16 protein-coding genes and 1 pseudogene are annotated in these 22,879 nt (G+C 56.3%); 9 read left to right on the top strand and 8 right to left on the bottom strand.

Going from position 1 to position 22,879, the window contains the following annotated elements; genetic code table 11:
- Window positions 1-77 precede the first annotated feature (77 nt).
- Together CU103_RS18530 and CU103_RS18525 are read right to left on the bottom strand one after the other, a co-directional pair.
- Complete coding sequence (locus CU103_RS18530) at window positions 78-731, bottom strand: TerC family protein (RefSeq protein WP_106665534.1); 654 nt, start codon at window positions 729-731, stop codon at window positions 78-80.
- Between the two features lie 240 nt (window positions 732-971).
- Complete coding sequence (locus tag CU103_RS18525) at window positions 972-2,426, bottom strand: NCS1 family nucleobase:cation symporter-1 (RefSeq protein ID WP_106665533.1); 1,455 nt, start codon at window positions 2,424-2,426, stop codon at window positions 972-974.
- A gap of 331 nt (window positions 2,427-2,757) precedes the next feature.
- On the opposite strand from CU103_RS18525, the gene CU103_RS18520 reads away from it, so the two are divergent.
- A complete protein-coding gene (locus tag CU103_RS18520; RefSeq protein WP_106665532.1) occupies window positions 2,758-3,066 on the top strand; it encodes a hypothetical protein in 309 nt (102 codons plus the stop codon).
- A gap of 115 nt (window positions 3,067-3,181) precedes the next feature.
- Here the strand turns inward: CU103_RS18520 and CU103_RS18515 are convergent, their stop codons facing one another.
- Genes CU103_RS18515 through speD form a run of 3 tightly spaced genes read right to left on the bottom strand, consistent with a single transcriptional unit; the run spans window position 3,182 to window position 5,606 of the window.
- Window positions 3,182-4,021, bottom strand: a complete 840-nt coding sequence (locus tag CU103_RS18515) for a hypothetical protein (RefSeq protein ID WP_146147813.1) — start codon at window positions 4,019-4,021, stop codon at window positions 3,182-3,184.
- Window positions 4,012-5,121 (bottom strand): fused MFS/spermidine synthase, encoded by a 1,110-nt coding sequence (locus CU103_RS18510; RefSeq protein WP_146147812.1) that lies wholly within the window; start codon window positions 5,119-5,121, stop codon window positions 4,012-4,014. The genes CU103_RS18515 and CU103_RS18510 overlap by 10 nt, the downstream gene beginning before the upstream one ends.
- The gene (speD, locus tag CU103_RS32815) at window positions 5,109-5,606 is read right to left on the bottom strand and encodes an adenosylmethionine decarboxylase (protein WP_106665706.1); all 498 of its coding nucleotides are present in this window, start codon (window positions 5,604-5,606) and stop codon (window positions 5,109-5,111) included. The genes CU103_RS18510 and speD overlap by 13 nt, the downstream gene beginning before the upstream one ends.
- A 647-nt stretch (window positions 5,607-6,253) precedes the next feature.
- Between speD and CU103_RS18500 the strand changes: the two genes are divergently transcribed.
- The 7 genes from CU103_RS18500 to CU103_RS18465 all read left to right on the top strand — a co-directional run bounded on the left by CU103_RS18500 (window position 6,254) and on the right by CU103_RS18465 (window position 19,116).
- Entirely contained in the window at window positions 6,254-8,836 is a 2,583-nt protein-coding gene (locus tag CU103_RS18500) for an AMP-binding protein (RefSeq protein WP_106665529.1), read from the top strand.
- Window positions 8,837-9,162: 326 nt separating this feature from the next.
- Window positions 9,163-10,245 carry a substrate-binding domain-containing protein gene (locus CU103_RS18495; protein WP_106665528.1) on the top strand — a complete coding sequence of 361 codons (1,083 nt, stop codon included), beginning with the start codon at window positions 9,163-9,165 and terminating at the stop codon, window positions 10,243-10,245.
- A gap of 78 nt (window positions 10,246-10,323) precedes the next feature.
- On the top strand, window positions 10,324-12,579 hold the full coding sequence (locus tag CU103_RS18490; RefSeq protein WP_106665527.1) for an ABC transporter permease: 2,256 nt from the start codon (window positions 10,324-10,326) through the stop codon (window positions 12,577-12,579).
- On the top strand, window positions 12,572-13,360 hold the full coding sequence (locus tag CU103_RS18485) for an ATP-binding cassette domain-containing protein (protein WP_106665526.1): 789 nt from the start codon (window positions 12,572-12,574) through the stop codon (window positions 13,358-13,360). The genes CU103_RS18490 and CU103_RS18485 overlap by 8 nt, the downstream gene beginning before the upstream one ends.
- A 278-nt stretch (window positions 13,361-13,638) precedes the next feature.
- Window positions 13,639-16,998, top strand: a complete 3,360-nt coding sequence (locus tag CU103_RS18475) for an adenylate/guanylate cyclase domain-containing protein (RefSeq protein WP_106665524.1) — start codon at window positions 13,639-13,641, stop codon at window positions 16,996-16,998.
- A 21-nt stretch (window positions 16,999-17,019) separates the two neighbouring features.
- Complete coding sequence (locus tag CU103_RS18470) at window positions 17,020-17,400, top strand: YybH family protein (RefSeq protein WP_106665523.1); 381 nt, start codon at window positions 17,020-17,022, stop codon at window positions 17,398-17,400.
- 423 nt (window positions 17,401-17,823) lie between these two features.
- A complete protein-coding gene (locus CU103_RS18465) occupies window positions 17,824-19,116 on the top strand; it encodes a glucoamylase family protein (RefSeq protein WP_106665522.1) in 1,293 nt (430 codons plus the stop codon).
- Between the two features lie 230 nt (window positions 19,117-19,346).
- Here the strand turns inward: CU103_RS18465 and CU103_RS18460 are convergent, their stop codons facing one another.
- On the bottom strand, window positions 19,347-20,384 hold the full coding sequence (locus tag CU103_RS18460) for a DUF3095 family protein (RefSeq protein ID WP_106665521.1): 1,038 nt from the start codon (window positions 20,382-20,384) through the stop codon (window positions 19,347-19,349).
- 136 nt (window positions 20,385-20,520) lie between these two features.
- Window positions 20,521-20,916, bottom strand: coding sequence for an Ohr family peroxiredoxin (locus tag CU103_RS18455; RefSeq protein ID WP_106665520.1), 396 nt, complete (start codon window positions 20,914-20,916; stop codon window positions 20,521-20,523).
- Between the two features lie 185 nt (window positions 20,917-21,101).
- Here CU103_RS18455 and CU103_RS18450 point away from each other — a divergent pair, with 185 nt between their 5' ends.
- Window positions 21,102-21,575: a MarR family winged helix-turn-helix transcriptional regulator gene (locus CU103_RS18450; RefSeq protein ID WP_245448881.1), complete on the top strand. Its 474-nt coding sequence runs from the start codon at window positions 21,102-21,104 to the stop codon at window positions 21,573-21,575.
- 811 nt (window positions 21,576-22,386) lie between these two features.
- On the opposite strand, the pseudogene CU103_RS31465 reads toward CU103_RS18450, so the two are convergent.
- Window positions 22,387-22,879 (bottom strand): annotated as a pseudogene (locus tag CU103_RS31465) (hypothetical protein); the annotation flags it as partial.

Here is a 22,879-nt window from a genome sequence, read left to right as displayed (position 1 = left end):
CAACGTCACCTCCTCTCTAGAATGCAAACCACGGCATTGCCAGGTGCGGCCAGAAGGCCGACTCCGGTAAATGTGGATCAACCCGGCATAGTGCTCGCATAAGCGATGAGCTCAATGGACCCACGGTAAATCATCTCCAGCGCAACGTAGAGAATGATCGCAAGGCCCACATAGGCAATCCAGCGATGCCGCTGAAGCAATCGGGCGATAAAGCTTGCAGCTATGCCCATGAGCGCAATCGAGAGGATCAGGCCGAACACCAACACGGCCAGATGATCGCGCGCAGCTCCTGCTACGGCCAGTACGTTGTCCAGGGACATCGACACGTCCGCGACAACGATCTGCCAGGCGGCCTGGGCAAAGGTTTTGCGCGGTGCCATTTTTTCGTTAACGTCGAAATTCTGATCTTCCAGTGCATCGCTCGCCTCCGCTTCCTCGGCGCGGCTAACGCTTAGCTCTCTCCACATTTTCCAGCAGACCCAAAGCAGAAGTACACCGCCAGCAAGCAAGAGGCCTATAATTTGCAGGATCTGGCTTGCAGCGGCCGCAAAGATAATGCGGAGCACGGTTGCGGCGATGATCCCGATGAAAATAGCCTTGTTTCGCTGTTCGCGCGGGAGGCCGGCAGCCGCAAGACCGATAACGATCGCGTTGTCGCCCGCCAGGACCAGATCCATCATGATGACTTGAAGGAGAGCTGAAAGTGCTTCTGCAGTAAGGAGTTCGCTCACGGGATATCCATTTTTCCTGGCAGGTTTAATTGATGGCCGCCCAGATCCGCCCTCCTTCGGGGTGCACAATGAGCTTCCCTAGCATGAGGGGAAGGATAGCTCCAGCCTGCGCGATTGCCACGTCGCGCTCGCAGCCAGCGCGAACGATCAACTTGGTAATGCGTCGAGCAACAGAGCAGAGATAGCAGCCGGCGAAGGGAGGTGCCCGGCGCTTCGGCCGGGCAAGAGCTATTACGCAAGTCAGGTAGCAAAAGCCAGTTTGCGACGCGCACCCATCCGTAACATGAAATAGGCGGCTCCACCGATGGCCACACCGAAGAACCATCCGTAAGTACCCCACCAAGCTGGCAGGACGGTGGTAAAGGTCGGCAGGATTGACGAGAACAGAACCCCCATCGCAAAGGCAATGAAGGCATTTGCATGCCAACCGCCCTGGAAGCGGAACTCTCCGTCTTCCTGATAAAGCGCGTGCACGTCCAAAGCGCCTTTGCGGATCAGGTAGTAATCGACCATCATTACCCCAAAGATCGGACCCATCGTCGAGCCGATAAAGTTGACGAAGTGGGCGGCACCCGTCTCCCATGGCGCGAATGGATAGAGCACCAGCGCAATCAATGCGGCGATATAGCCGCCGCGCTTGAAGCTGATCTGTCGTGGAAAGACGTTCGAAAAATCAAACGCCGGCGAAACGAAATTCGCCACGACATTGATGCCGAGTGTCGCCACCGCAAAGGTGAGTGCTGCGAGCAATGCCAGGAACCAGCTGTCGAACTTCGCTGAAATGGCATCGGGATGCAGCAGCACCTCGCCATAGACTGTGAAGGCCGCAGTGGTGGTGACGCCGGCGACGAGGCAGAAGGCGAGCAGGTTGATCGGCAGGCCCCAAAGATTGCCTCTCCGAAGAGTTTTCACGTCCTTCGCATACCGTGAGAAATCGCAGAAATTCAGATAGAGTGCAGCGAAATAGGTGATCCACGTCGCAGCCACCGCAGCGAGCGCAGCAAATGAGCCTGGCTCGCCCGGCACGCCGGCGTCCTTTGTCTTTTCCAGTAGCACGTCACGCGGAATTTCGCTGCCGAACGAGAACGTCCCGGCCTTGACGACCAGATAGATCGCCAAAATCAGCATCATGATCCAGACCGCCGGCCCAGCCCAATCCTGGAATTTCCGCACCGTTTCCATGCCGCGCTGAATGATCAACAATTGCAGCGCCCATATGATCACATAGCAGATCACCTCCAGCGTCGAATGACCGAGCATGTGGCTGTTTTGATGAAAAGCAAGCAAGCCGTCGTTACGGATCAGCAGCGCGACAATGGCGCCCGAAGCGGCGGCCGTCTGCGCGCCATACCAGAAGCAGGCGACGACGGCACGCACCAGTGCCGGCACATTGGCACCGAATGTGCCGAAGGACGCACGCGCCAGCACCGGAAACGGCACACCCGTTTTGACGCCGGCATTGCCAACCAGACTCATGAGAAAAAAGATTACCAATGAGCCCAGGCCGATGGCGATCACAAAATTGATGAAGCTGCCGCAGAGCAGGAAAAGACTGGCGGCGAGGTAATAGCCCCATAGACTATGGACGTCCGATGTCCAGACATTGAAGATGCTGAAGGCACCCCACTTTCTTTCCTTGGCGGGCGCCAAGTCCTCGTTGTACAACGAAGGTGACGGATCGCTGACTGCTGCCATATTCTCCCCTCCAATTCTCCTGAGCCAAAAGTTCACCAATCAAATTTGCCGCTTTTTTTGGCAATACACAAATTCTAATCACGGCAATGCACAGGCTGGTTGCGCTGAGCGTTAAGCGCAATTGGGATAGCGGCGGCACAGTAATGATCAGGATGCGAGTTACCACTTTGTTGAGCCGTCCATCGTGTATTCGTCCTTACTTTTAGGTGAAACCCAAGGATAAACGCCTTCGCTGAAGGCCACTTCAAATTAACTTCGCTATTGACGATCAAATGTTGCCAGGTAGAGTCGACAAGGCGTGACCCTTTCATTCTTGAGATAGGAAAGTCTGATGTTTCACACTGGTCGAGCAAAGTCAGTATTTCTGTCCATCGCTATTTCCGTCGCTTTCATTTTCACTTTGGTGCCAACACCAGGCCATGCGGCAAACGTCTGCGAGTACAAGGACTATGATTGGGCGGAACTCAGCCCGGTCGAGAAGTCTGCTTGGGAGGTCCTCGGCTACTCGCAAAGGCTGTGGGACGGAAACCGTGAGTCCCCGACATCCAACAAGGATTGGTCGGAGCTTACGTCCGCCGAGAAGCGAGCGGCGCAATCCCTCGGCTATACTCGCTCGTCCTGGGACAGCGGCAAGTGTTAGATCTCGTGAACAAGGCTAAACGAGGATCTGGATTTTGATTCCAGGCTGCCGTTTGCGAAGTGCGAAGTCCCGCAACATTTACCGTCATGAAACCCATGAAATACTGGGGTAGAGATTAAAACCAGAGCTCCCAGACATACAATGCGACCTCGGCCAGGATTGCGAGCAGGATGAAGATTTCGATCAAGAGACTTCTTCCAGCCTCCCGCTTTTCACTTAGCCGCATAAAAGCTTGTTCGTAAAGCAAGTGAATTGCGTCGACCGCTCTTTCTGCCGCCTTCATACGCGCGGCAATCTCGGTCCTCAAGCACAGCTCAAGAAATACGCGTCGAGCAATTGGCGGCGCGATCAGATCAGAGCGATCGAGCAACGTCTCCGCGCGGATTAGCCAATACTTTGCCGCACTGGTTTGGGCGGCGGTAACACCTGCTCGTTGCTGGAAAGAACGTCCAGCGCGGCTCAAGTAGAAGAAGGTTGCATCTTCGCCCGAAGTTTCCCATTGGTTTACTATGCACTCCTCCAGACGACATAGTTGTTTGCATATCCATTCAAATTGGGCGATTCCCTTCCTGACCGGCCAATCCTGATCCCCAACGATGACGATCTTGCCTACTGCGCGTAAAACGCGGGCTCCTTGAAATGAGATCTCAATTACTGATTGCCGAGCGCCGGTGCCGGATGGGTCTTCAGCTATCCAACCCTCAGCGGCCTTCTGCAGTGGGAACGGCGTCGCGGAACCTGCAGGCAGGAAGATAATCTCGCAATCGTGCGAGGGCGGCGTAGTGACCGATGGAAGCGTCCCGCCGTCAAGCAAGCAATCGGGATTCGGGAGTTCTTCAAATAAGGCCAGGACAGGCTCCGGCAGATCCAGCCTGATCTCTTCGCCCTCGTTCTTCGATGACCCGGAACGAAAGGTCAGCAGCCACGCACGTGGTTTGAGCGAAGCTACGGCCACCAATCGTCTCGTACCAATCGAAGTCTCTCCCATGTGGGATCAACCTCCTGTATGTCCGGAAGTCTCACATATCGATCATCATCGTCCACAATCGGGCCAGGGAGCGAGAGATAAAGCTTCAATTCTCGACAATTGCAGAAGCTTGCGTGCAAAAGCTCTCCGGTCAAATGATCCAGCCAATCAGGATCGAGCTTGGCAGAAATCCGACCCTCGATGTCCAACGGAGAGACAAGGTCAAGGGCATCGATCCGATCCGACGCCATCAGAAAGCCCCACGAGCAGAGGAATGACGGGATATTCAGATGATAGCTACCGACGTTCGCAAAAACTGTCTGCAGAGTGCGCCTCAACGCGGTGTGGTCCTTCCAATGATTGATTGAGAACTCAAGCCCTTGGATAGCCAAAATTCCGCCGGGGCGAAGCCGCTTTTTGATTAGTTCATAAAACTGCCGTGTGTAGAGTCGCTGGGCAGGGCCGTTGTCCAGCATATCGACTACATCCACGATCACGACATCATATTGCCGATCATCGTTCTCAATAAATTCACGTCCATCCCGAAAGTGGATTTCCGCGCGCGGGTCCTCGAACGCGCCACAATGCCATTCAGTCAGGTGCAGTCGGCAGAGTTCTACAGCTTCTTGGTCGATATCGACCATAACCGCCTTTCGAACCGTGCGATGCGCAAGGACTTCGCGCAAAGTAGCTCCTTCCCCGCCGCCAATGATTAAGACGTCCGCCGGCTTTTCGTGTAGCAGCATCGCCGGCTGGACGAGCATTTCGTGGTAGAGGTCCTCATCGTGAGCCGCACTCTGAATCACGCCATCCAGATACAATGCAACGCCGTGGTTGTACGTGTCTGCTATAACGACGCTCTGGAAAGCCGTTTTTTGCGAGCAGAGAATCGACTTGACCCTATAGTGATATCGATCAACAGGATCAGCCATTTCGACAACATACATGCCTTCGCGGAGCGGCAATTGGTAGGCAGCGGCATCGGCGTAGAAATAACCTGGTGGCAGGGGCGGAAGAGAATAAGATCGCTCACCGTCCTCCGGTGACGATGGAGTAGCCTCATGCGGCGAACAAGTCACGATGAACACCCTGCGCCGGCGTCACATACGCAGAGGCCCCGCGTCATCTGAACTATGCCGATACGGCGCGGGCTGAACACTCCGACCATGGCGGGCAAGCAACTTCGGGGATCGCAAGCGCCGCACATGAAGATGTCGATCGCGCAAAAGCTCTTCTCTGGCCATGTATGAACCGTCATGTGGCTCTCAGCAAGGATTGCAGCCCCGGTAACCCCTCCTCCGCCAAATCTATGGAAGTGCAAATGGAGCAGCGTCGCTCCCGACTGGCTGATGGCGTCCCGAAATCCACACTCGATTCGCGCTATGTCCTCGAGAGCCGACGCATCATAGAAGTCTGCAATCAGGTGGCGGCCCGGCAATCCGCCGGCGACAACGTGTTCACTCAATTTCCGATTGGCCACAGGTAGCGGAGGGATAAAAATACCAGCAACAGCATTATGCGCGGAGAAATCAGCGGCAGTCGACGGGAATGGTCCCGAATATAACCTGGACATCGAGTTCATCTGCTTACTTTCAACGCGGTATCGACGAACCGATCAGAATAAAGTGCCACTACTCCGCCGCGTCGACCGCAGTAACGCCGATGACCCGGAACGTCTTCAAGAGTTACATTTACCTCTGATGGGCGCCTAAATGACATCATTATTGTTACCGGCGTAGGCCACGACATAGTTCAGCGCACCTTTGCCAGTGCCGGCGTGAAGAAAATCAAATCCGGGGATCGCGTCGCTGCTTAGTGTCCCAAGCAACCATTTTGAGGCAAACCTACCATTGATGCGCATATTCCCCCACGCAGGACTAGGTTTCATTTGACAGGATAGTAGGTCATTTCGAGAACTAATTGTCAAATAAAGAATTAGCGTTATTTTAAACATTACACGGACATTGCAAATTTCTTTTTTGTCCATCAGTCTTGTGTAGTTAAAAAGTACTAGCTCATTCGCAGGAGAACTGGAGAAGTGCTTAGTACCACTTTCAGAATTTTGCTTGCATAAGGACGAGGCTGCCGGTGCAGGACAACAGCGAAGCAGCAAATGCGTGTGTGACCTGCAACATAAATTGACTATTACACTCCAGAAACGTATCAGCCCATCCATTCATATCGTCAGTATTGTTTCGGAAGGTGGGATCGGACATTTCAATGGTTCCAAATTTTGTCGGCCACCTGTCCGACGGCGGCCAATCGCCCGCCCTGATATTCCCCGGCCGGGCTGTCATAACCTATGATCAACTTGCGCAGCGGGTCGCGACTTTGGCGACGTCGTTTGGCGGCGAAAAGCGGTTGATTGCCATAGAAGCCAGTCTTTCCGAACACGCGATCATCGCCTATCTCGCGGCGCTTGCCGGCGGGCATGCCGTCGCGCTGCTGCCGCCGGGCGACACGCGTGCGGCTGCCAGTTTTCAGAAATTATACGGACCTGATATCTGCTTTCGCAAAATTGGAGACCGCTGGCTCACCGACCACACAGCTCACCCATCGTGTGAAACCCTGCATCCTGATCTCACCTTGCTGCTCTCGACATCCGGCAGCACCGGTCAGGGCAAGTTCGTGCGGCTTTCGGGAAGGAACGTAGAAGCCAATGCGGATTCTATTGTTCATTTCCTCCATCTCACATACAACGACCGCAGCGCGTTAATACTGCCACTTCACTATTCTTACGGCCTTTCGGTTCTGAATTCCCACCTGGCCGCGCACGCCAGCGTCTTTGTTCCGCGCAAATCAATCCTCGACACCGGTTTCGTCGAGGACCTGCGAGAGAGCCGTTGTACAAACATTTCCGGAGTTCCGTATTCTTTCGAACTATTCGAGCAGATCGGTTTTCGCCAGGAAAACCTGCCGAACCTGAGGATGTTGACCGTGGCCGGCGGACGATTGCCCGCCGATCTGGTGCGTCTTTATGGCAGCCACCTATCACGGCAGGGCAAGGAACTCTTTGTCATGTATGGGCAGACCGAGGCCACGGCGAGAATGGCTTATGTTCCGCCTCACCTGGTGGTGGAAAACCCGCACGGCATCGGGATTGCAATCCCGGGAGGGGAACTGGGCCTGGCGGATGAATATGGGATGGTGATCCATGGAGCCGAAACCCCCGGTGAATTGATCTATAGCGGGCCCAATATCATGATGGGCTACGCATCGAGCCGGAGCGACTTGAGCCGCGGCGCGGAACTGACGGAACTGAAAACAGGAGATCTGGCGATACGGGACAAGCGTGGATTTTACCGCATTGTCGGTCGCCGCAGTCGTATATCGAAGATCGCAGGATTGCGCATCGGTCACGACTTGCTGGAACAAGCACTGTCACTGCAGGGGATCCAAGCAGCCGTTTTGGGCGATGATCAATCAATCATTGCCTTTTATACGTCATCGCATTCAGAAGATACTGTACGCAACGCGCTGGTCCAGGCGAGCGGGCTGACCGCCCTCCACGTCGAAGCCAGCCGGCAGGGAATACTGCCTCGCCTTCCATCGGGCAAGGTTGACTATCAACAGTTGAGAATGCGTTTTGGCCAGAAGCAGACCCGCAAAACGCTGAGCGTGAGAACAGCGTTCAGGGAAGCGTTCTTACCGCTGACCGTCGCCGACAATGACACCTTCGTATCGCTGGGCGGTGACTCGTTACGCTACGTCCGCTTGTCCTTGGAACTCGAGCGAGTCCTGCACCAGCTGCCCGAGAACTGGGAGAACAGATCAATCGCTGAGCTCTCCACCATGGGACAGGCCAAGACCGGGATGCAGACCGTAGGAACGGATCTGCTGATCCGCACGTTGGCTATCCTTTGCGTCGTCGTCCAACACGCAACCCTTTGGCCAATTCCAGGCGGTGCTGCCGCCATGGTCATGTTGATCGGCTACGGTCTCGCCCGCTTCCAGAGCGGCAATTTGTTTTCCGGTAATCTCACTGCTTTTGCACGGCCCATCATAACTGTCCTTGCGCCCTATTATCTGATTGTTGCCGTTTACGGCCTTGCGTGGGGCAAGGTGCCGTGGACGTCAGTGCTCCTTGTCGGCAACTTCGGTTTCGCCGATCCGGCCAACGGAACGATGGTTCCCTTGCTGTATTGGTTCGTTGAAGCCTATGTCCAGATGATGCTGATCTGGATTGGACTATTCGCCATTCCAACCATCCGGAATACCGCCGCGAGAAGTCCGTATTCCTTTGGGATGTCATTTCTTGCAGCGGCGCTGGCAATTCGGTTTATGGGGCCATTGGCCTGGCCGATCGGGGACCGACAAATTTTTACGGTGCCATGGGTGCTTTATCTCGCAGCCTTTGGTTGGTTGGCATATTTTGCCGACAATTTCTTCAGAAAGCTATTGGTGCTGGCAGCTGCTGCAGCCATTTTTCCGCTGGTTGCCTATTCCGGTGGCAACTGGATCGGCTCCTGGGTCAAATATATGCTCCAGTTCGCGCTTCTCGCTGCCCTGCTATCCGCTCCCCGTGTATCGTTGCCGCGGCGTATCGTCCATCTCGTGCTTCCGATCTCCGCCGCAAGCTACCATATCTATCTTTTCCATAGGTTCGTACCTGAGTTGATACTAACGCCACTTGAAGGCATGCTGCCCTGGTCGATTTTCACTGCAGCATCGATCTTCGGCGGCGTTGCCGCAGGTTTGTTGGCTAATGAATTTCTGAAGAACCTGTTGCGTTGGGCGTGGATGATCAAGCCGTTCCGCCTGCCGTGGGCGAGCCAGTGGTTGAATCCAACCAGCCCCAGATAAACCATGAAGAGGCGTCGTTTCGGCGCTGGCATTCGTCAGCTCATGAACGTCACGTGCCGTGCGCTGGAAATAGCGAAAACACGCCTGGTTTAAGTACAGTATGAAATAGTTCTTTGGTTGAGACGACGCCAATGTCGAATTGCACTTTCTACCGGAAAGCAAGCGTATAGCAGGTGCAGTTGAACAAATGCGCGGGTACAGTAAGTACACCATTTACTTGGACCGCATTTGCGCAGAATATAACAAAGTGGGAGGAAGCATTCGGACCCCTCTCGATAAGTGCGCCCGAACGGCTTTCGCCCTTGGTTGAAAAGGGAGGATCAGTCATGGGGCGTAATTTCTTGCTCGCGGCTTGCGCCGCGGCGTTATCGCTCGGCGTCACGCACGCCTTCGCACAATCCGGGAGTGTCGAGAAAGCAGTTGGCGGCTATAATTTTAATGAAGCCGCAAAGGAGGCACCCGGTACCAAGGATTTCCATTCGGCCGACGGTCATTTGACCTTTGCGATTGTAACGCACACCGCCGGCAATGGCTTCTTTGACCCCGTCTATGTTGGCGCAACTGTCGCCGGCAACATGATCGGCGCCAAGATCCTGCTGCTTGGCTCGGAATCGCCAGTAGATGATCCTGCACGCGAAATCGAAATCCTGAACCAGATCGTGCAGGATCCGACTATCGACGGGATAATCATGACCACACCACAGGTCGGCGCCTATAACGACATTGTCAAAACCGCCGAAGCAAATGGTATCCCGGTCGCCACCACTAATTCGTTCGACGCAAACATCTTGCACCGGAGCGCCATCAGCCACACCGGCCAGGACGCGTCGGCTGCGGCAATCGGAGGTGAGGCGCTCGCCAATTGCGTCCTCGCGAGTGGCGCGACCAGCGGCTCGATCGTGCTGCCGTCCTCTACCGCAATGGGCAATATTGAGGTGAACAATCGTGTGACCGCCGCCTTCAACGCAATTGTCAAGACGTTGAAGGACGCCGGCAAGCTCGAGGCATTCAAGGTCGACGCCGGTCCGGAGAACGTGGGCATCGACACGAACCCAAATGACCCCGTCAACGCGCTTGTTACGCTCTTCGAGTCGCGTGGTGATGTGGTCGGTGCTTTCACCGCCAACAACGTCTTCACGCCGCCGCTCGTCAAAGCGGTCGAACAGATGAAGAAAACCGGCAAGCTCTGCGCCTATGGTTTTGACCTCGGACCAGCACAGCAAGAAGGTATCGCTGCGGGGAACCTGACCGGTTCGCTGGGACAGCAGCCATTCCTGCAGGGGTTCTGGCCGGTCATGCAGCTCTATCTGCAGATCGACCGCGGCATTGCGGCCGCCAATCTTGATACGCGCGCCCAACTCGTGACGAAGGAAACGGTTGCGAATGTCGGCAAGCGCTTCGAGAATTGATGTAGCTCGGAACACTTCAAATTCGCGGGAGAGCGCGAGTTCTCCCGCATTGCGGCGGCCAGGGATCAGAAGAACGCCATGACGATCACCACGACCACATCGCTCGGCCGTGCGCCGCCCCAGCTCGCCGGCGGCTGGGAGATCGGACTCCTCATATTCCTTGCCCTCCTCTACCTCGGCGGGGTGCTCGTCAATCCGGCTTTCTTCGGTTCAACGGAGGCGCTTCATGCACTTCTGCGCGACACATCCCGGGTTGGGATTATTGCGGTTGGAATGACTTTCGTCATCGTCAACAGGGATCTCGATCTTTCGGTGGGCTCAATCTACGGCTTGATCGCCGTCGTTTTCGCCCGGTTGTTCGCCCCGAACTTCCTTGATCTCGGCATCACGACTTCAGTTGTTCTGTGCATCCTCCTAGGCGCCGGGATCGGATTGGCAAATGGGGTGCTGATTACCATCCTGAGGGTACCAGCGTTCATCGCGACCTTGACGACGCTCTTGATCGGCCGCGGCTTCGTCCTCGCACTTACGCATGGCCAGGCAATTTATTATTCCGAAAAAGCGGCGGCGCATCCGCTCTTCTTCCATCTCGGCGAAACCAACATTTTCGGCTTCAACAATCAGATTCCGATCGCGATTGTGGTGATGGCGATCGGCGCTTACGTCCTCGCCAAGACGCGTTGGGGATACGAGACATTTGCTACCGGCGGTAACGAACAGGCAGCGATCTATGCGGGCATTGCGACGAACTGGGTGCGCATTCGCGCATATCTGATCTCTTCGCTTTGCGCGACCCTGGCAGCCCTTTTGTCGGCCGCCCAAGACAAGGGGGTGACCCCGCTATATGGCGTGAACTGGGAACTCACCGTCATCGCATCCGTCATCATCGGCGGTGCCTCGATTCTTGGCGGCCGCGGCCGTGTCGTGGGTTCGTGTCTTGGCGCCGCACTCGTCGTTCTGATCGACAAGGTATTGCGCGAAGGCTGGCCCATTACCCGCATCATCGTCATCGACGGTCAGAACATCCCGGTCAACGCCAAGTACACCCTACCGGCCGGCGCAGTGCTGGTATTTCTTGGCCTCCTCCTAGTCTTCGCCGTGCTCATCGAGCCTTATCTCATTCGTCGCCAGGTCGCGGCGCGGCTCTGGGCATGGCTTCGCGGCCGGCCGCCGCCCCCCGCCTACGAGATCGGCGGTATCGCGGTCGAGGGTGTCCAGACCAAGGGGGCGATGATAACGGATACGGCGTTGTCGTCCACGGGGCTCGGCAAGTTCCTCGCCCGGCGCGACGCACTGGCCATCCTCTTGACCGCGCTGCTGTGGTTGACGGGCCTCATTCTGCGGCCCGACTATTGGTGGAACCTGTCCAATACCTTCGCGATCCTGCTCAACTACACGGAACTGGCGTTGATTGCGGTCGGGCTCACCTATGTGATTGCGGCCGGCGACATCGATCTTTCAGTCGGGGCGGTCCTCGCTCTCGCCGGAAGCGCCGCCGCCTATTTCCTCAAGGTGCTGGGCGCCGACCCTTTCACCGCCGTGGCAATGGGCTTGCTCGCAGGGATGACCGCTGGCCTCGTCAACGCTATCGTCACTGTCGGCTTCAAGCTGCCGGCCTTCATCGCGACGCTCGGCATGTTCTATATCGCCCGAGGCCTCGCCGCCTGGTTCGTGGCTGGTCAGCAACTGACTGGCTGGCCCGAAGGCTACAACCTGCTCGGTCGCAAGGTGAACGACATCCTCCTGCATTTCGGCATATCACTGGCCGATGGTGTCCTCCGCTCAGTTGCTCAGGTGGTGAGCGTGCAGACGGTCTGGATGCTCATCGTCGCGCTGATTGCTGGCGTGGTACTTGCCTACACGCCGTTCGGGCAGAAGGTCTACGCCACCGGCGGCAACGTCCGAGCCGCAGCCTATGCCGGCATCAACACCAATCGCATGCGGTTCGTCGCGCTGTTGTTGGCGGCCCTCTGCGCGTCCATGGCAGGGATCATCAATGTCGCTTACTTTCGCAGCTTCAACCCTGTCGCCGGCCAGTTCCGCGAGCTTGACGCCATCGCCTCCGTGATTATCGGCGGAGGCTCGATCTTTGGTGGTTACGGCACGGTGATTGGCGCGCTTGCCGGCGCTGCCGTGATCACGCTCGTCCGGGCACTCTTGCAGCTCAATGTCCAAGGGTTCAGCATGCCGCAGCACTGGATCAATGTTTTCATCGGCGTCATCCTTATCGTGGCGGTGCTCGTCGATATCTGGGTGCGCCAGGCTAACATTCTCGGACGCCTGAGAACCCGCCTCACAAGAGGCGCACGAACCTCGGAAACCGTTCATGGCTGATGCGACACCACCCGAGCCCATCGTCGAGATGCGGAACATCGAAAAAGCTTTCGGGGCCGTGCAAGCGCTCCGCAAGGTCGACCTCATGCTTTATCCTGGTGAGATTCTTGGCCTGGTCGGCGACAACTCCGCCGGCAAGTCGACTCTGATGAAGATACTGACCGGCGCCTATCAACGCGACGGCGGCGAGATCTTCGTGGCCGGGCAGCCGGTCCACTTCAAGAGTCCGCACGAGAGCCGAGACGCCGGTATCGAGATGATCTACCAGGATTTTGCGCTGTGCGGGAACATGGACGTCGGCCAGAATATCTTTCTTGGCCGCTGGCCGCTCAAGGGGCCATTCGTCAATCGGCGGAAGATGTATGCGGAAGCTGACCGTGTGCTCAAACGGCTCAAAGTCGATGTGAACTCCGTGTATCAGAAGGTCGAAAGCCTGTCGGGCGGCCGCCAGCAATCTGTGGCCATCGCCCGCGCCATCTCGTTCGAGCCGCGCGTCGTGATCCTCGACGAGCCCACCGCCAACCTTTCGGTGATGGCGACCGAGCGCCTCCTCGAAACCATGCTTGAGCTAAAGAAGCAGGGTGTCGCCCAGATTATCATCTCACACCGCCTCGTCGACATTTTCGCCGTGGGCGATCGCGTCATGGTGCTTAAGCGAGGCGAGTACGTCGGCGACCGCTACATCAAGAATACCGACGAACATGAGGTCTTGGAGATTATCGTTTCCGGCACGCGAGAGAGCGCGCTTACGGCCGATGAAGCAAGAAGAGTGGAGCGGTGATGGATCACCTTTGCAGGCGTTTAGGATCGTTCCTGAGTGACTAGAGCATCGGACGCATTTCCTGCCGCTTCAGGCATCTTCAAGCCAAGATCGATCTCGACATTGGGTTCTTGCACAAGTGAGGCCGACCCGATCGAACACGTTTTCAATTCATGAACAAACAGCGCCGCAATTGGCGCACAGTCGATCGAAGTAGTCGGCAACGCCATGCAGTGATTTTTGCATTTGGATCATGTACACTGGTAGGTTTAGGATGGTCGTTCTGAGAGGGGCCTCCGATGATCATTGCGTCATGGCTGGAGAGTTTGGGGCTTGGGCAATATGCCACGGCTTTCGATAGTAATGCGATTGACGCCGAGACGCTGCCAAAGTTGACTGCCGAAGATCTCAAGGAGCTGGGGGTCGCTGCTCTTGCCCACCGAAAGAAGATTCTTGAAGCAATTGCCGCACTCGAAAGCGACCAGCACGCCCCACCGTCGAAATCTTCAACTGGTAAAAAAGCAGTCACTGCCCGGCGCCAATCATTCGCGGATCGCCCTCGTGAGGCCGAGAGACGACAGCTCACTGTAATGTTTGTCGATCTCGTGGGCTCGACAGGTTTGTCCACCCAGCTCGACCCCGAAGAAATGGGCGCGGTCCTGCGCCAATTCCAAAATGCCGTTGCGGGCGACGTTGTCCGTTTCGACGGCTATGTCGCGAAACTGATGGGCGATGGGGTGCTTGCTTACTTCGGTTGGCCCCAGGCCCATGAGGACGAAGCGGAACGTGCCGTCAGAGCAGGGCTTGCCGTCGTCGAAACCGTCAAAGGCCTTTCCGCGAATAACTGCCGGCACCTTTCCGTCCGGGTTGGCATAGCAACGGGTCTGGTTGTCGTCGGAGAGCTGATTGGCACCGGTGCCGCACAGGAGAACGCCGTCGTTGGCGAGACACCCAACCTCGCTGCCCGTCTGCAGACGCTCGCTGAACCAGGTACAGTCCTGATATCCGAACTCACTTTTCGATTGATGGGGAAGCTTTTCGAGGTGAAGCGAATTCGTCCTCAAAAGTTGCACGGCTTCGACACCCCTACCAATTCGTACCTCGTAATTGGAGAAAATCGGGCGGAAAGCCGTTTCGACGCTCTTCATGTTGGAGGTACAGCGCCACTGGCCGGTCGCGACCCGGAGATTGCCCTCCTGGTCGAGAGATGGAACCTTGCTGCATCTGGGGAAGGACAAGTCGTGGAGCTGTTCGGAGAAGCGGGGATTGGCAAGTCACGCATTCTTCAGGAGCTTCGTGAGCGCCTCAAAGAAGAGGCTATCACATATCTGCGCTACTTTTGTTCACCGTTTCATACCGAGACCGCACTTTATCCTGTAGCAGACCAACTGTTGCGGGCCGCGGACATCAATCGAACCGACCCGCCAGAAAAGCAGTTAATGTTCCTGGAGGAAGCACTTTCAACGGCGCAAAGTCCACATGAAGCCATTCCCCTAATTGCCGCCCTACTTTCAATCCCCACAGACAACCGCTATCCAAAGCTCGACCTAATGCCTCAGAAGCAAAAAGCGCGGACGTTCGAGGTTTTAATCGAACAGCTCGAGGCGCTCGCAAGAAATAAGCCTGTCCTCATGCTGCTTGAGGACGCCCACCATCTTGATCCGGTTTCTGCGGAACTCTTTGATGTCATCGTGGACCGCATGCAGCGACTCCCGATCATGCTTGTTGCCACCTCTCGTCCGGAAGGAATTCTACGTTGGAACGGATTTCCCCATGCGACTGTGCTGACGTTGAACAGGTTAAGCCGAGCCCAAGCGGCTTCCATCATCACGGTTATGACGGGCGGAAAGCAACTCCCGTCGTCCGTTCTCGACCAGATTCTTTCGAAGACCGAAGGCGTACCGCTGTTCATCGAGGAGTTGACCAAGGTCATCCTGGAATCTGGCCTGCTCAGCGAGAGCGGTGACGACTACAAATTGTCGGGCCCGCTACCCCCGCTTGCCGTTCCCGCAACCCTTCATGACTCCTTGATGGCCCGTCTCGACCGGCTCGCCTCGGTTAGGGAGGTCGCCCAGATCGGTGCCGTAATCGGGCGGGACTTTAGCCACGAATTGCTCGCCGCTGCCTCCGGCTTTTCGGAAGTCGAGCTTGAACGGGCAACAGAGCAGCTCGTGACAGCCGGCCTGGTGTTCCGTCGAGGCGGTGAGAGCCAGGTCAGCTACACCTTCAAACACGCGCTGGTTCAGGATGCCGCATACGGCAGCCTGCTTTTGAGCCGCCGACAACAACTGCACGCCCGCATCGCGCACATACTGGAAGACCGCTTTCCCGAGATCACTGCGACGGAACCTGAATTGCTTGCACATCATTTCGGCCAAGCTTCGCTTGTTGAAAAAGCCGCGGAGTATCACGAACTAGCCGGACGGCGTGCCCTGTCGCGTTCGTCCCTTTCGGAAGCGCTTGTTCGATTCGGGAATGCGCTAACCGGATTGAAGGGTCTTTCCCCATCAAAGGAGCGTGCACGGCGTGAGCTTTCGATTCAGGTGGCACTAGGCAGTACGTTAGTAGCATTTCACGGATTTGCCGCTCCCGAAACTGGTACGGCTTACCTGCGGGCACAGGAACTATGCGAGGAACTGGGTGAGATACAACAACTCTTTCCGGTCGTTTATGGCCTCTGCCTTTTTCATCTTTATGCCGCCCAACTGGCCGAAGCACGACGTGATGCGGAGAGACTGCTTGAATTGGCCCATGGCAACAATGACCGCGGCCTTTCGTTCTTCGCTCATCGCGCGGCCGGCGTCAGCGCCCTGCCTGCTGGCGAATTTTCCCGCGCACGCGCTCATCTGACGGAAGCGCTGGCTCTTTATGATCCGCAGGAGCACCGGTCTCCGGCATTCGTGTACGCTTTCGACCCGCATGTCGTGTGTCTCGACTATCTGGCGCGGGCGCTGTTGGCCCTAGGTCTGCCGGACCAGGCACTTGCGGCAAATGAGGAGGCAGCAGGAGAAGCCAGGAGAATCGGACACCGCAACAGCCTCGCACTGCCGCTGTTCTTTGGGGGTGTGATGCGCCAAATCCTCGGCGATGCTACCGGAGTGAAGCTCCGTGCCGCCGAACTTGCGCAGATATCGGCAGAGGGCGGATTTCGGTTCTGGCAGGCTGGAGCCACGATTTTGCAGGCGTGGGTGGTCGCGGCCGAAGGCGAAACAGAGCGCGGCCGCGCCGAGTTGCACAGGGGTGTCTGCGAGTGGCGGAGCACCGGCGCGCAATACATGTGGCCCTACTTCGCTGCCCTCTTGGCGCAGATCGAGCTTAAAGCCGGCGATCCTGCAGCGGCACTCACGCTGCTCAAAGAGGCGCAAGAGGTCATCGAAAAGACTAACGAGCGCTGGTTCGCATCCGAGGTGTTTCGTCTCCAGGGAGAGGCCCTGCTTCAGCTTGGGCCTGAACAGGCGGGGGATGCTCTGACCACCGCACGTTCACAGGATGCGCGCTTTTGGCAGCTTCGCGCGGCAATAGGACTGGTACGCGCCGGCGGTTCCGAAATCAATGCACGCAAGCAGCTTGCTGAGATTTTCTCGAGCTTCACAGAAGGATCGACGTTGCCGGACATGAAGGCCGCGCAATTGCTTGCAGCGACAGTGGGATCAGCATAGCCAAGGAACTGGGAGGAGATCATGTTGGAATCAGACATTAATACGATCGTGAAAGAAGCACAGGACCGCTGGAATGCAGCTTTCAACGGCGGAGATGCAGCAGCGGTGGCGGCGCTTTATACGTCGGATGGAACTGTATTGCCGCCCGCCCATGCCGTCGTGAAGGGAACGGCCGCAATTGCCGATTTCTGGGCCGGTTTCATATCGGCTGGAGTCAGGGAACATGGTATCGAACTGCTCGATGCCCAAGATGGCGGCGACATGGCCTATTCCAGCGGCAAGTGGTGGGCGACCGGTTCGGGCGAAGACGGAAAGGCCTTGCGCTTTGAGGGCACGATCGTCACCATCTTCCGGAGGCAACCCGATGGTTCTTGGAAGACTTGTTTGCATACGTGGAATTGAGCTAGGCCGAAATCGGGACAAGAATATTGTTTGTTGTCACGCAAGTTACGGCCGGCGTCGCACTGCATCTAACCATGCCGGATTTCAGCGGTCAGCGGTCCGATAATAATGTATTTCGGGTAAATTGATGCTGGCGCCAAACTGTGAGCAGGGCAAGGCACGAGTACTTTGCTGTTATCCTTGCCATTGAGAAAAAAGTGCTCAGTCTCAAGCTTTGACGCAATTCGCTTGAAGCGGCATTATTCAGCCCATTTCATGCAGCCAAGATATTGAACTGTTTTGACAGGTGGACGAGCCGGAATATTGGCACACGGCACCTGTCGTTTGCGCATCCTGTGGACCAGCGTCAGAATATTATTCGGTCGCGGAGGTCTAATTCATCTTAGACTTCGCATTGAAACGGCAAGATGGAGGTGTTCGTATATGAGTCAGATTGAGGCAACGTTGAACAAACTCCAACGGCTTACGTTCGAATATTTCTTGAAAGAGAGCAATCGCGCCAATGGGATGGTCCCCGATAATACGCGCAAAGACTCGCATGCCAGCATTGCTCCGATAGGGTTTGCGCTGACGGCTTACACGATCGGCGTCGAGCGCGGTTTTATCACACGCGCCGAAGCTATCAAACGCACACTGGCGACACTACGATTCTTCAGCGAGAGCGAGCAGAGCGAGGATGCGGATGCGACCGGATACAAGGGCTTTTATTACCACTTTCTATACATGGACACGGGCCGTCGCGCCTGGGAGTCGGAGTTATCGACGATTGATTCGACATTTCTACTCGCTGGCATGCTGGCCTCCGCTGCGTATTTTGATGGAGATGCGCCCGACGAGTGCGAAATACGTTCGCTGGCTGATGAGCTCTATGCCCGGGTCGATTGGCAGTGGGCGCTTAACGCCGGCGAGACCGTATCGATGGGTTGGAAGCCGGAGTGCGGGTTTCTGCCGTATCGGTGGGAGGGCTATAATGAAGCCCTGATTCTTTACGCATTGGCACTGGCTTCGCCGACCCATCCAGTTCCGGCCGAGAGCTACAAGGCCCAAACGCGGACCTACTGCTGGAAGCAGCTCTACGACACGGATTTTCTCTATGCTGGCCCACTATTCATTCATCAGCTTTCACACATATGGATCGACTTTCGCGGCATTCAGGACGAATTCATGCGTGAGAAAGGGATCGATTATTTCGAGAACAGCCGCCGTGCAACCTATGCACAACAACAATACGCGATCCGCAATCCAATGGACTACAAGGGGTACAGCGAGCATTGCTGGGGCATCACCGCGAGTGATGGTCCCGGTCCAATCTGCATGAAGTTCGACGGCGTTGATCGCTGCTTTTTTGACTACACAGCGCGCGGCATCCCGTATGGTCCGGACGATGGCACCATCGCGCCCTGGGCCGTGATTGCATCGCTACCTTTCGCCCCCGAGATCGTCTTCCCAGCGCTGCGGCACTTCAATGAAGTATACCCCGAAGTGACCAGCAAGTACGGCTTCAAGTGCAGCTTTAATCCCACCTTCGAGTCGGGAAATCAAAGTAAGCCGGGTTGGATATCGAAGGGCTATTACGGACTCGATCAAGGACCGATCGTGTTGATGATCGAGAACTACCGCACCGGATTTCTTTGGGGGTTGATGAAGAAATGCCCGCTCATTGTCGAGGGTCTGCGAAAGGCGGGATTCACCGGTGGTTGGCTGCAATTATCGTAGCTTCATCGAAGGATTGGGATAAACGGAACGGGGACAGCGTGCCGTGCTGCCGTTGAACCCATTGTTTAGTCCAATACCCAGTGTTCAACGTGGGCGTCCTTACAGCCACCGGCTGCCGCATGTTGAACCAAGCGACTTTGGCGGTCGAGAATTGTCCTGCGGAACGCTTGTAACCCCATGAATTTGCGTCCGACGTACTGGAGTGCAAGGCATGCCATGCTGCGTGCCAGTTATGACGATGACGCCAAAGGAAGTTCACTTGCCTCCATCATTTCGGCCGCGCTGGTGTATCCACCATCCATTCCGTCCAAGAAATGCAAATGCGAATCCGGTCTGCCTGAAGGCACAAGACAGGTCATGAGTGCATGAGACTGTCTATGCAGTCCGAAGTTGATGTCGCCACGTGATTTTGCCGCAAGAAGGATGGATTCAACTGCTTCGATTTGTTTGAGTGTGCTGTCCAGCGTCAGACGCAAACCATCATCATATTTACGGAAATCCGAATTGTAGACTATTTCCGACCAACTTTTGGGATCGAGATACCTATCGTTGTCCTTAGGGGTAGCGATATCCTTGGGAACTGGATGAGACCGACTTGGTGCAGCATCAAAAATGGCGAGCACACGCCTGGCCAGCGCAGCAAAGGCTTCGGGGTCTGTGTGTTCAAAAGGCTCGACCAACAGCGATAGAATCTCGCCCTGCTGACTAGGAAAAGGTGTCCATTCACACGTAAGTCCGGTTAAGTCCGGCTTCGTCGTGTATTTGCCTGGCTTTACCAAATACCGCCCCTTCTTGATCTGCTGCTCCGCCCATTTGAGCCCTCCCCCGGCAAACATTGCGTAGGTGGCATTTTCCGACGCCGCGTATCGCGCGATTCTCACGTCGCGCCCGCTGGCGCGTATTTCGGCGACAGACACCAGCCCCGTTCGTAGAGCAAGATGAAGGTCGGTTCTTGCAAAGGCCGCGACCTGTCGCAATACCGAAGTCGCCGTCATGAGCCCATTCGGCGGCAAAGCAAATGCAGCCCCATCCCCGCGAAATACAAACGGGAAATCAAATGTGCCCCAGGCGTTGCCAAGAGCGGCAATTATGGACGCACCGGCGTAGTTGACGTCTTCATAGCGCCCCGCCCTGATTGCTGCAGTCGAGTTAACAACATCCGTTACCCCGATGAGCCAATCATCGGGTAATGGCTCATAGCTGGCTGGGTCAAGCACAAACGAAAACTCACTGTGCACTTGGGATTGGTGGGTATAGTTCGCAACCATTGAGTATTTCTCCAGATGAACGTCGACCAGCAAATTTGACTTCGTTTTCTGCCGTTGTCGCGCAGATTCCCAACGTGTCCCGTTCGGTCAGAGTCGGGCCTGCCTAGCCAGAGCAGGCAGACCCGACCGTTTTCGTTCAGAGAAGGTTCGTTGCAACGTCGATGTTGCCGTGAACCGCCTTTGAGTAGGGGCAGATGCCATGTGCCGCAGCGAGTAGTTCGCGCGCAACCTCGGGATCGACCCCTGGCACGCTGACATTGAGGCGCGCCCGCAGGAAGTAGGAGCCGTCATCGGCGTTCAGATCGATTTCGGCATCGACCGTGGTGCCCGCCTGAAGCTTGATGTTTCTCTGGGAGGCGGCGACTTCGATCGCTCCCATGTAGCAGGCCGACCAGGCGGCACCGAAGAGCTGTTCGGCAGCGGGATGCGGTTGCGGCAGCCTGATGTCCAGCTGGCCGTCGCTGCTGCGGGCGGCGCCGTTACGGCCGCCAATGTTATGGGTCTTGCCGGTAAAAATGAGCTTCTCAGTCATGATGAATTCCTCTTTTGTGTTGATTTATATCGTGTCCGATTTAATCGTGTGCGCTTCATATACATCTAGCGAAAACCCATGTCAATAGCATTGCGATTAAATCGGATACGATTTATATATGACGCGATGAAACGTCATTTTGAATAGGAATGCCCATGCCCACCCAAACAACACGGACGCCGGATATGTCGGTGCGCGTTTCCTCAGAGGTCCCCAATGAGGTGCGAAAGCTGTCCAATTTTCTTTGCTTCGCGATCTATTCAGCCAACCTTGCTTTTGGTCGCGCGTATAAGCCAATCCTCGATAAGCTTGGTCTGACGTATACTCAATATGTCGCCATGGTGGCTCTTACTGAACAGGATGACCAGACCGTCGGTGCGCTTGGCGAAAAGCTGTTTCTTGAATCCAACACGCTCACACCCATTCTCAAGAAACTCGAGTCAATCGGCTACATCCGGCGCCAGCGCGATCCCGCCGACGAAAGGCAGGTTCGAGTAAGCCTGACGCCCGTCGGGCGCGCCCTTCTAGATACTGAACCTGCAGGGTCGCTGGTGGATGCCACCGGCCTGGGAGAGGACTTTGCAACGGTGCAGCAATCTGTGACGAGGCTACGGGACAATCTGCTGCGGTCGACGCAGTCTCACCCCGGAAAAAAATAGCCAACGTCGCGGTACCTGCAACGGCCAGGACCCGCTGGATACGAATCAGTGAGCAGCTGTTCCCGACGCACATTCCGCTCGGGGCCGAAGCAGTTGAACGGATTCTTGCTCACCCACGACGCCGATGCATTTCGTACGATCATGCAGACCCACAACCGCAGACTCTACCCGATCGCCCGAGGCGTCGTTCGTAACGACGGAGAAGCGAGGATACAGCCCAGGAGGCCCATGTCAGTGCTTTCACTGCCCTCGACAAACAGCTGGGTTGAATTTTCACGGCATGCGACCGAACATTCCTATCAGCGCTTAACCTTTCCGCCCTTTGTCGCCTGCTGAACCCTACCGCCGAGCGTGGCAAGGTCCCCAGATTGCGCCACCCTTCGAAAAGCGCGTTTCCGTTATTGCCTTTTTGCATCTCTCCTTTTCTTTGGGCGCGTGCAGCACGGGTTGGCCCGCGTTATTAGCAGCTATCGTTCAGCCGCCGCCATGTTGCCACCATCTTCATCATCCTCCGCCGGCAACTGGATCAGTGCGAAGGTGCGGGTGCGCAGGCGCGGCGAAAGCCGCAAGATCTCATTGAACGACCCTCGGCAGTTGCTATGGCCAATTGTTCGTTGTTTACCAATGGGATATTGGACGATCTGGGTCGGCTAGACCGACATATCCGTTGCGGCCAACGAGGTTTCCTTTCGAAGGGTCGACTGGCGGATACCACAAAAAACCTGGCGTCCGAGCCCGGCAGTTAGCCTTGGAATTGTCTTCAACGACAGTCATGCGCCGCTCATCTCTCGACATCACACCGCCTCCGATTCTATCGCTCCCCGCGATCATCGCGATCGTGTGCTCTTTGTTCATCAGCTTCCCGCTGCAGTTCCTCCAGACGGGGAACATGCTGCTTGATGGGGTCGCCACGTGTGCTGTCGCCGATTTCGCGGTGTGCAGCAGCATCCTGTCGTTCAGTCGGCTGTCGCTCTGTGCTGCGTCTTTGAGATGCCGAACCCCCGTCCGGATCGCGTGCCGCCTCGGATCGCTCGGAACTGGCTGACGCTCTTTCGCGATTGGCCTTATGCCGCTGACGTTCCACCGCCTGCAATACGGTGTTCAGTTCCTCGTCAACTTCGGCAACTTCGCCTATGAGCCCGTTGCCGTTGGCGCCGAGCTCGGCAGCCTGAATGAACCGCGAGTCGAGCTCCTGTCTAAGCGCCGCCATTTTGTCCGGACTGCGGTCGCCGGCCTCCGCACGTTCCATCGCGTCGCGCGATTGCTCAATCGCAAGGAGAACCCTGTTCGCCGCCTCCGCTGCG

The organism is Phyllobacterium sophorae (assembly GCF_003010965.1).
In the GTDB taxonomy this organism is placed as follows: Bacteria; Pseudomonadota; Alphaproteobacteria; order Rhizobiales; family Rhizobiaceae; genus Phyllobacterium; species Phyllobacterium sophorae.
This window is presented reverse-complemented; position numbering and strand designations above follow the sequence as displayed.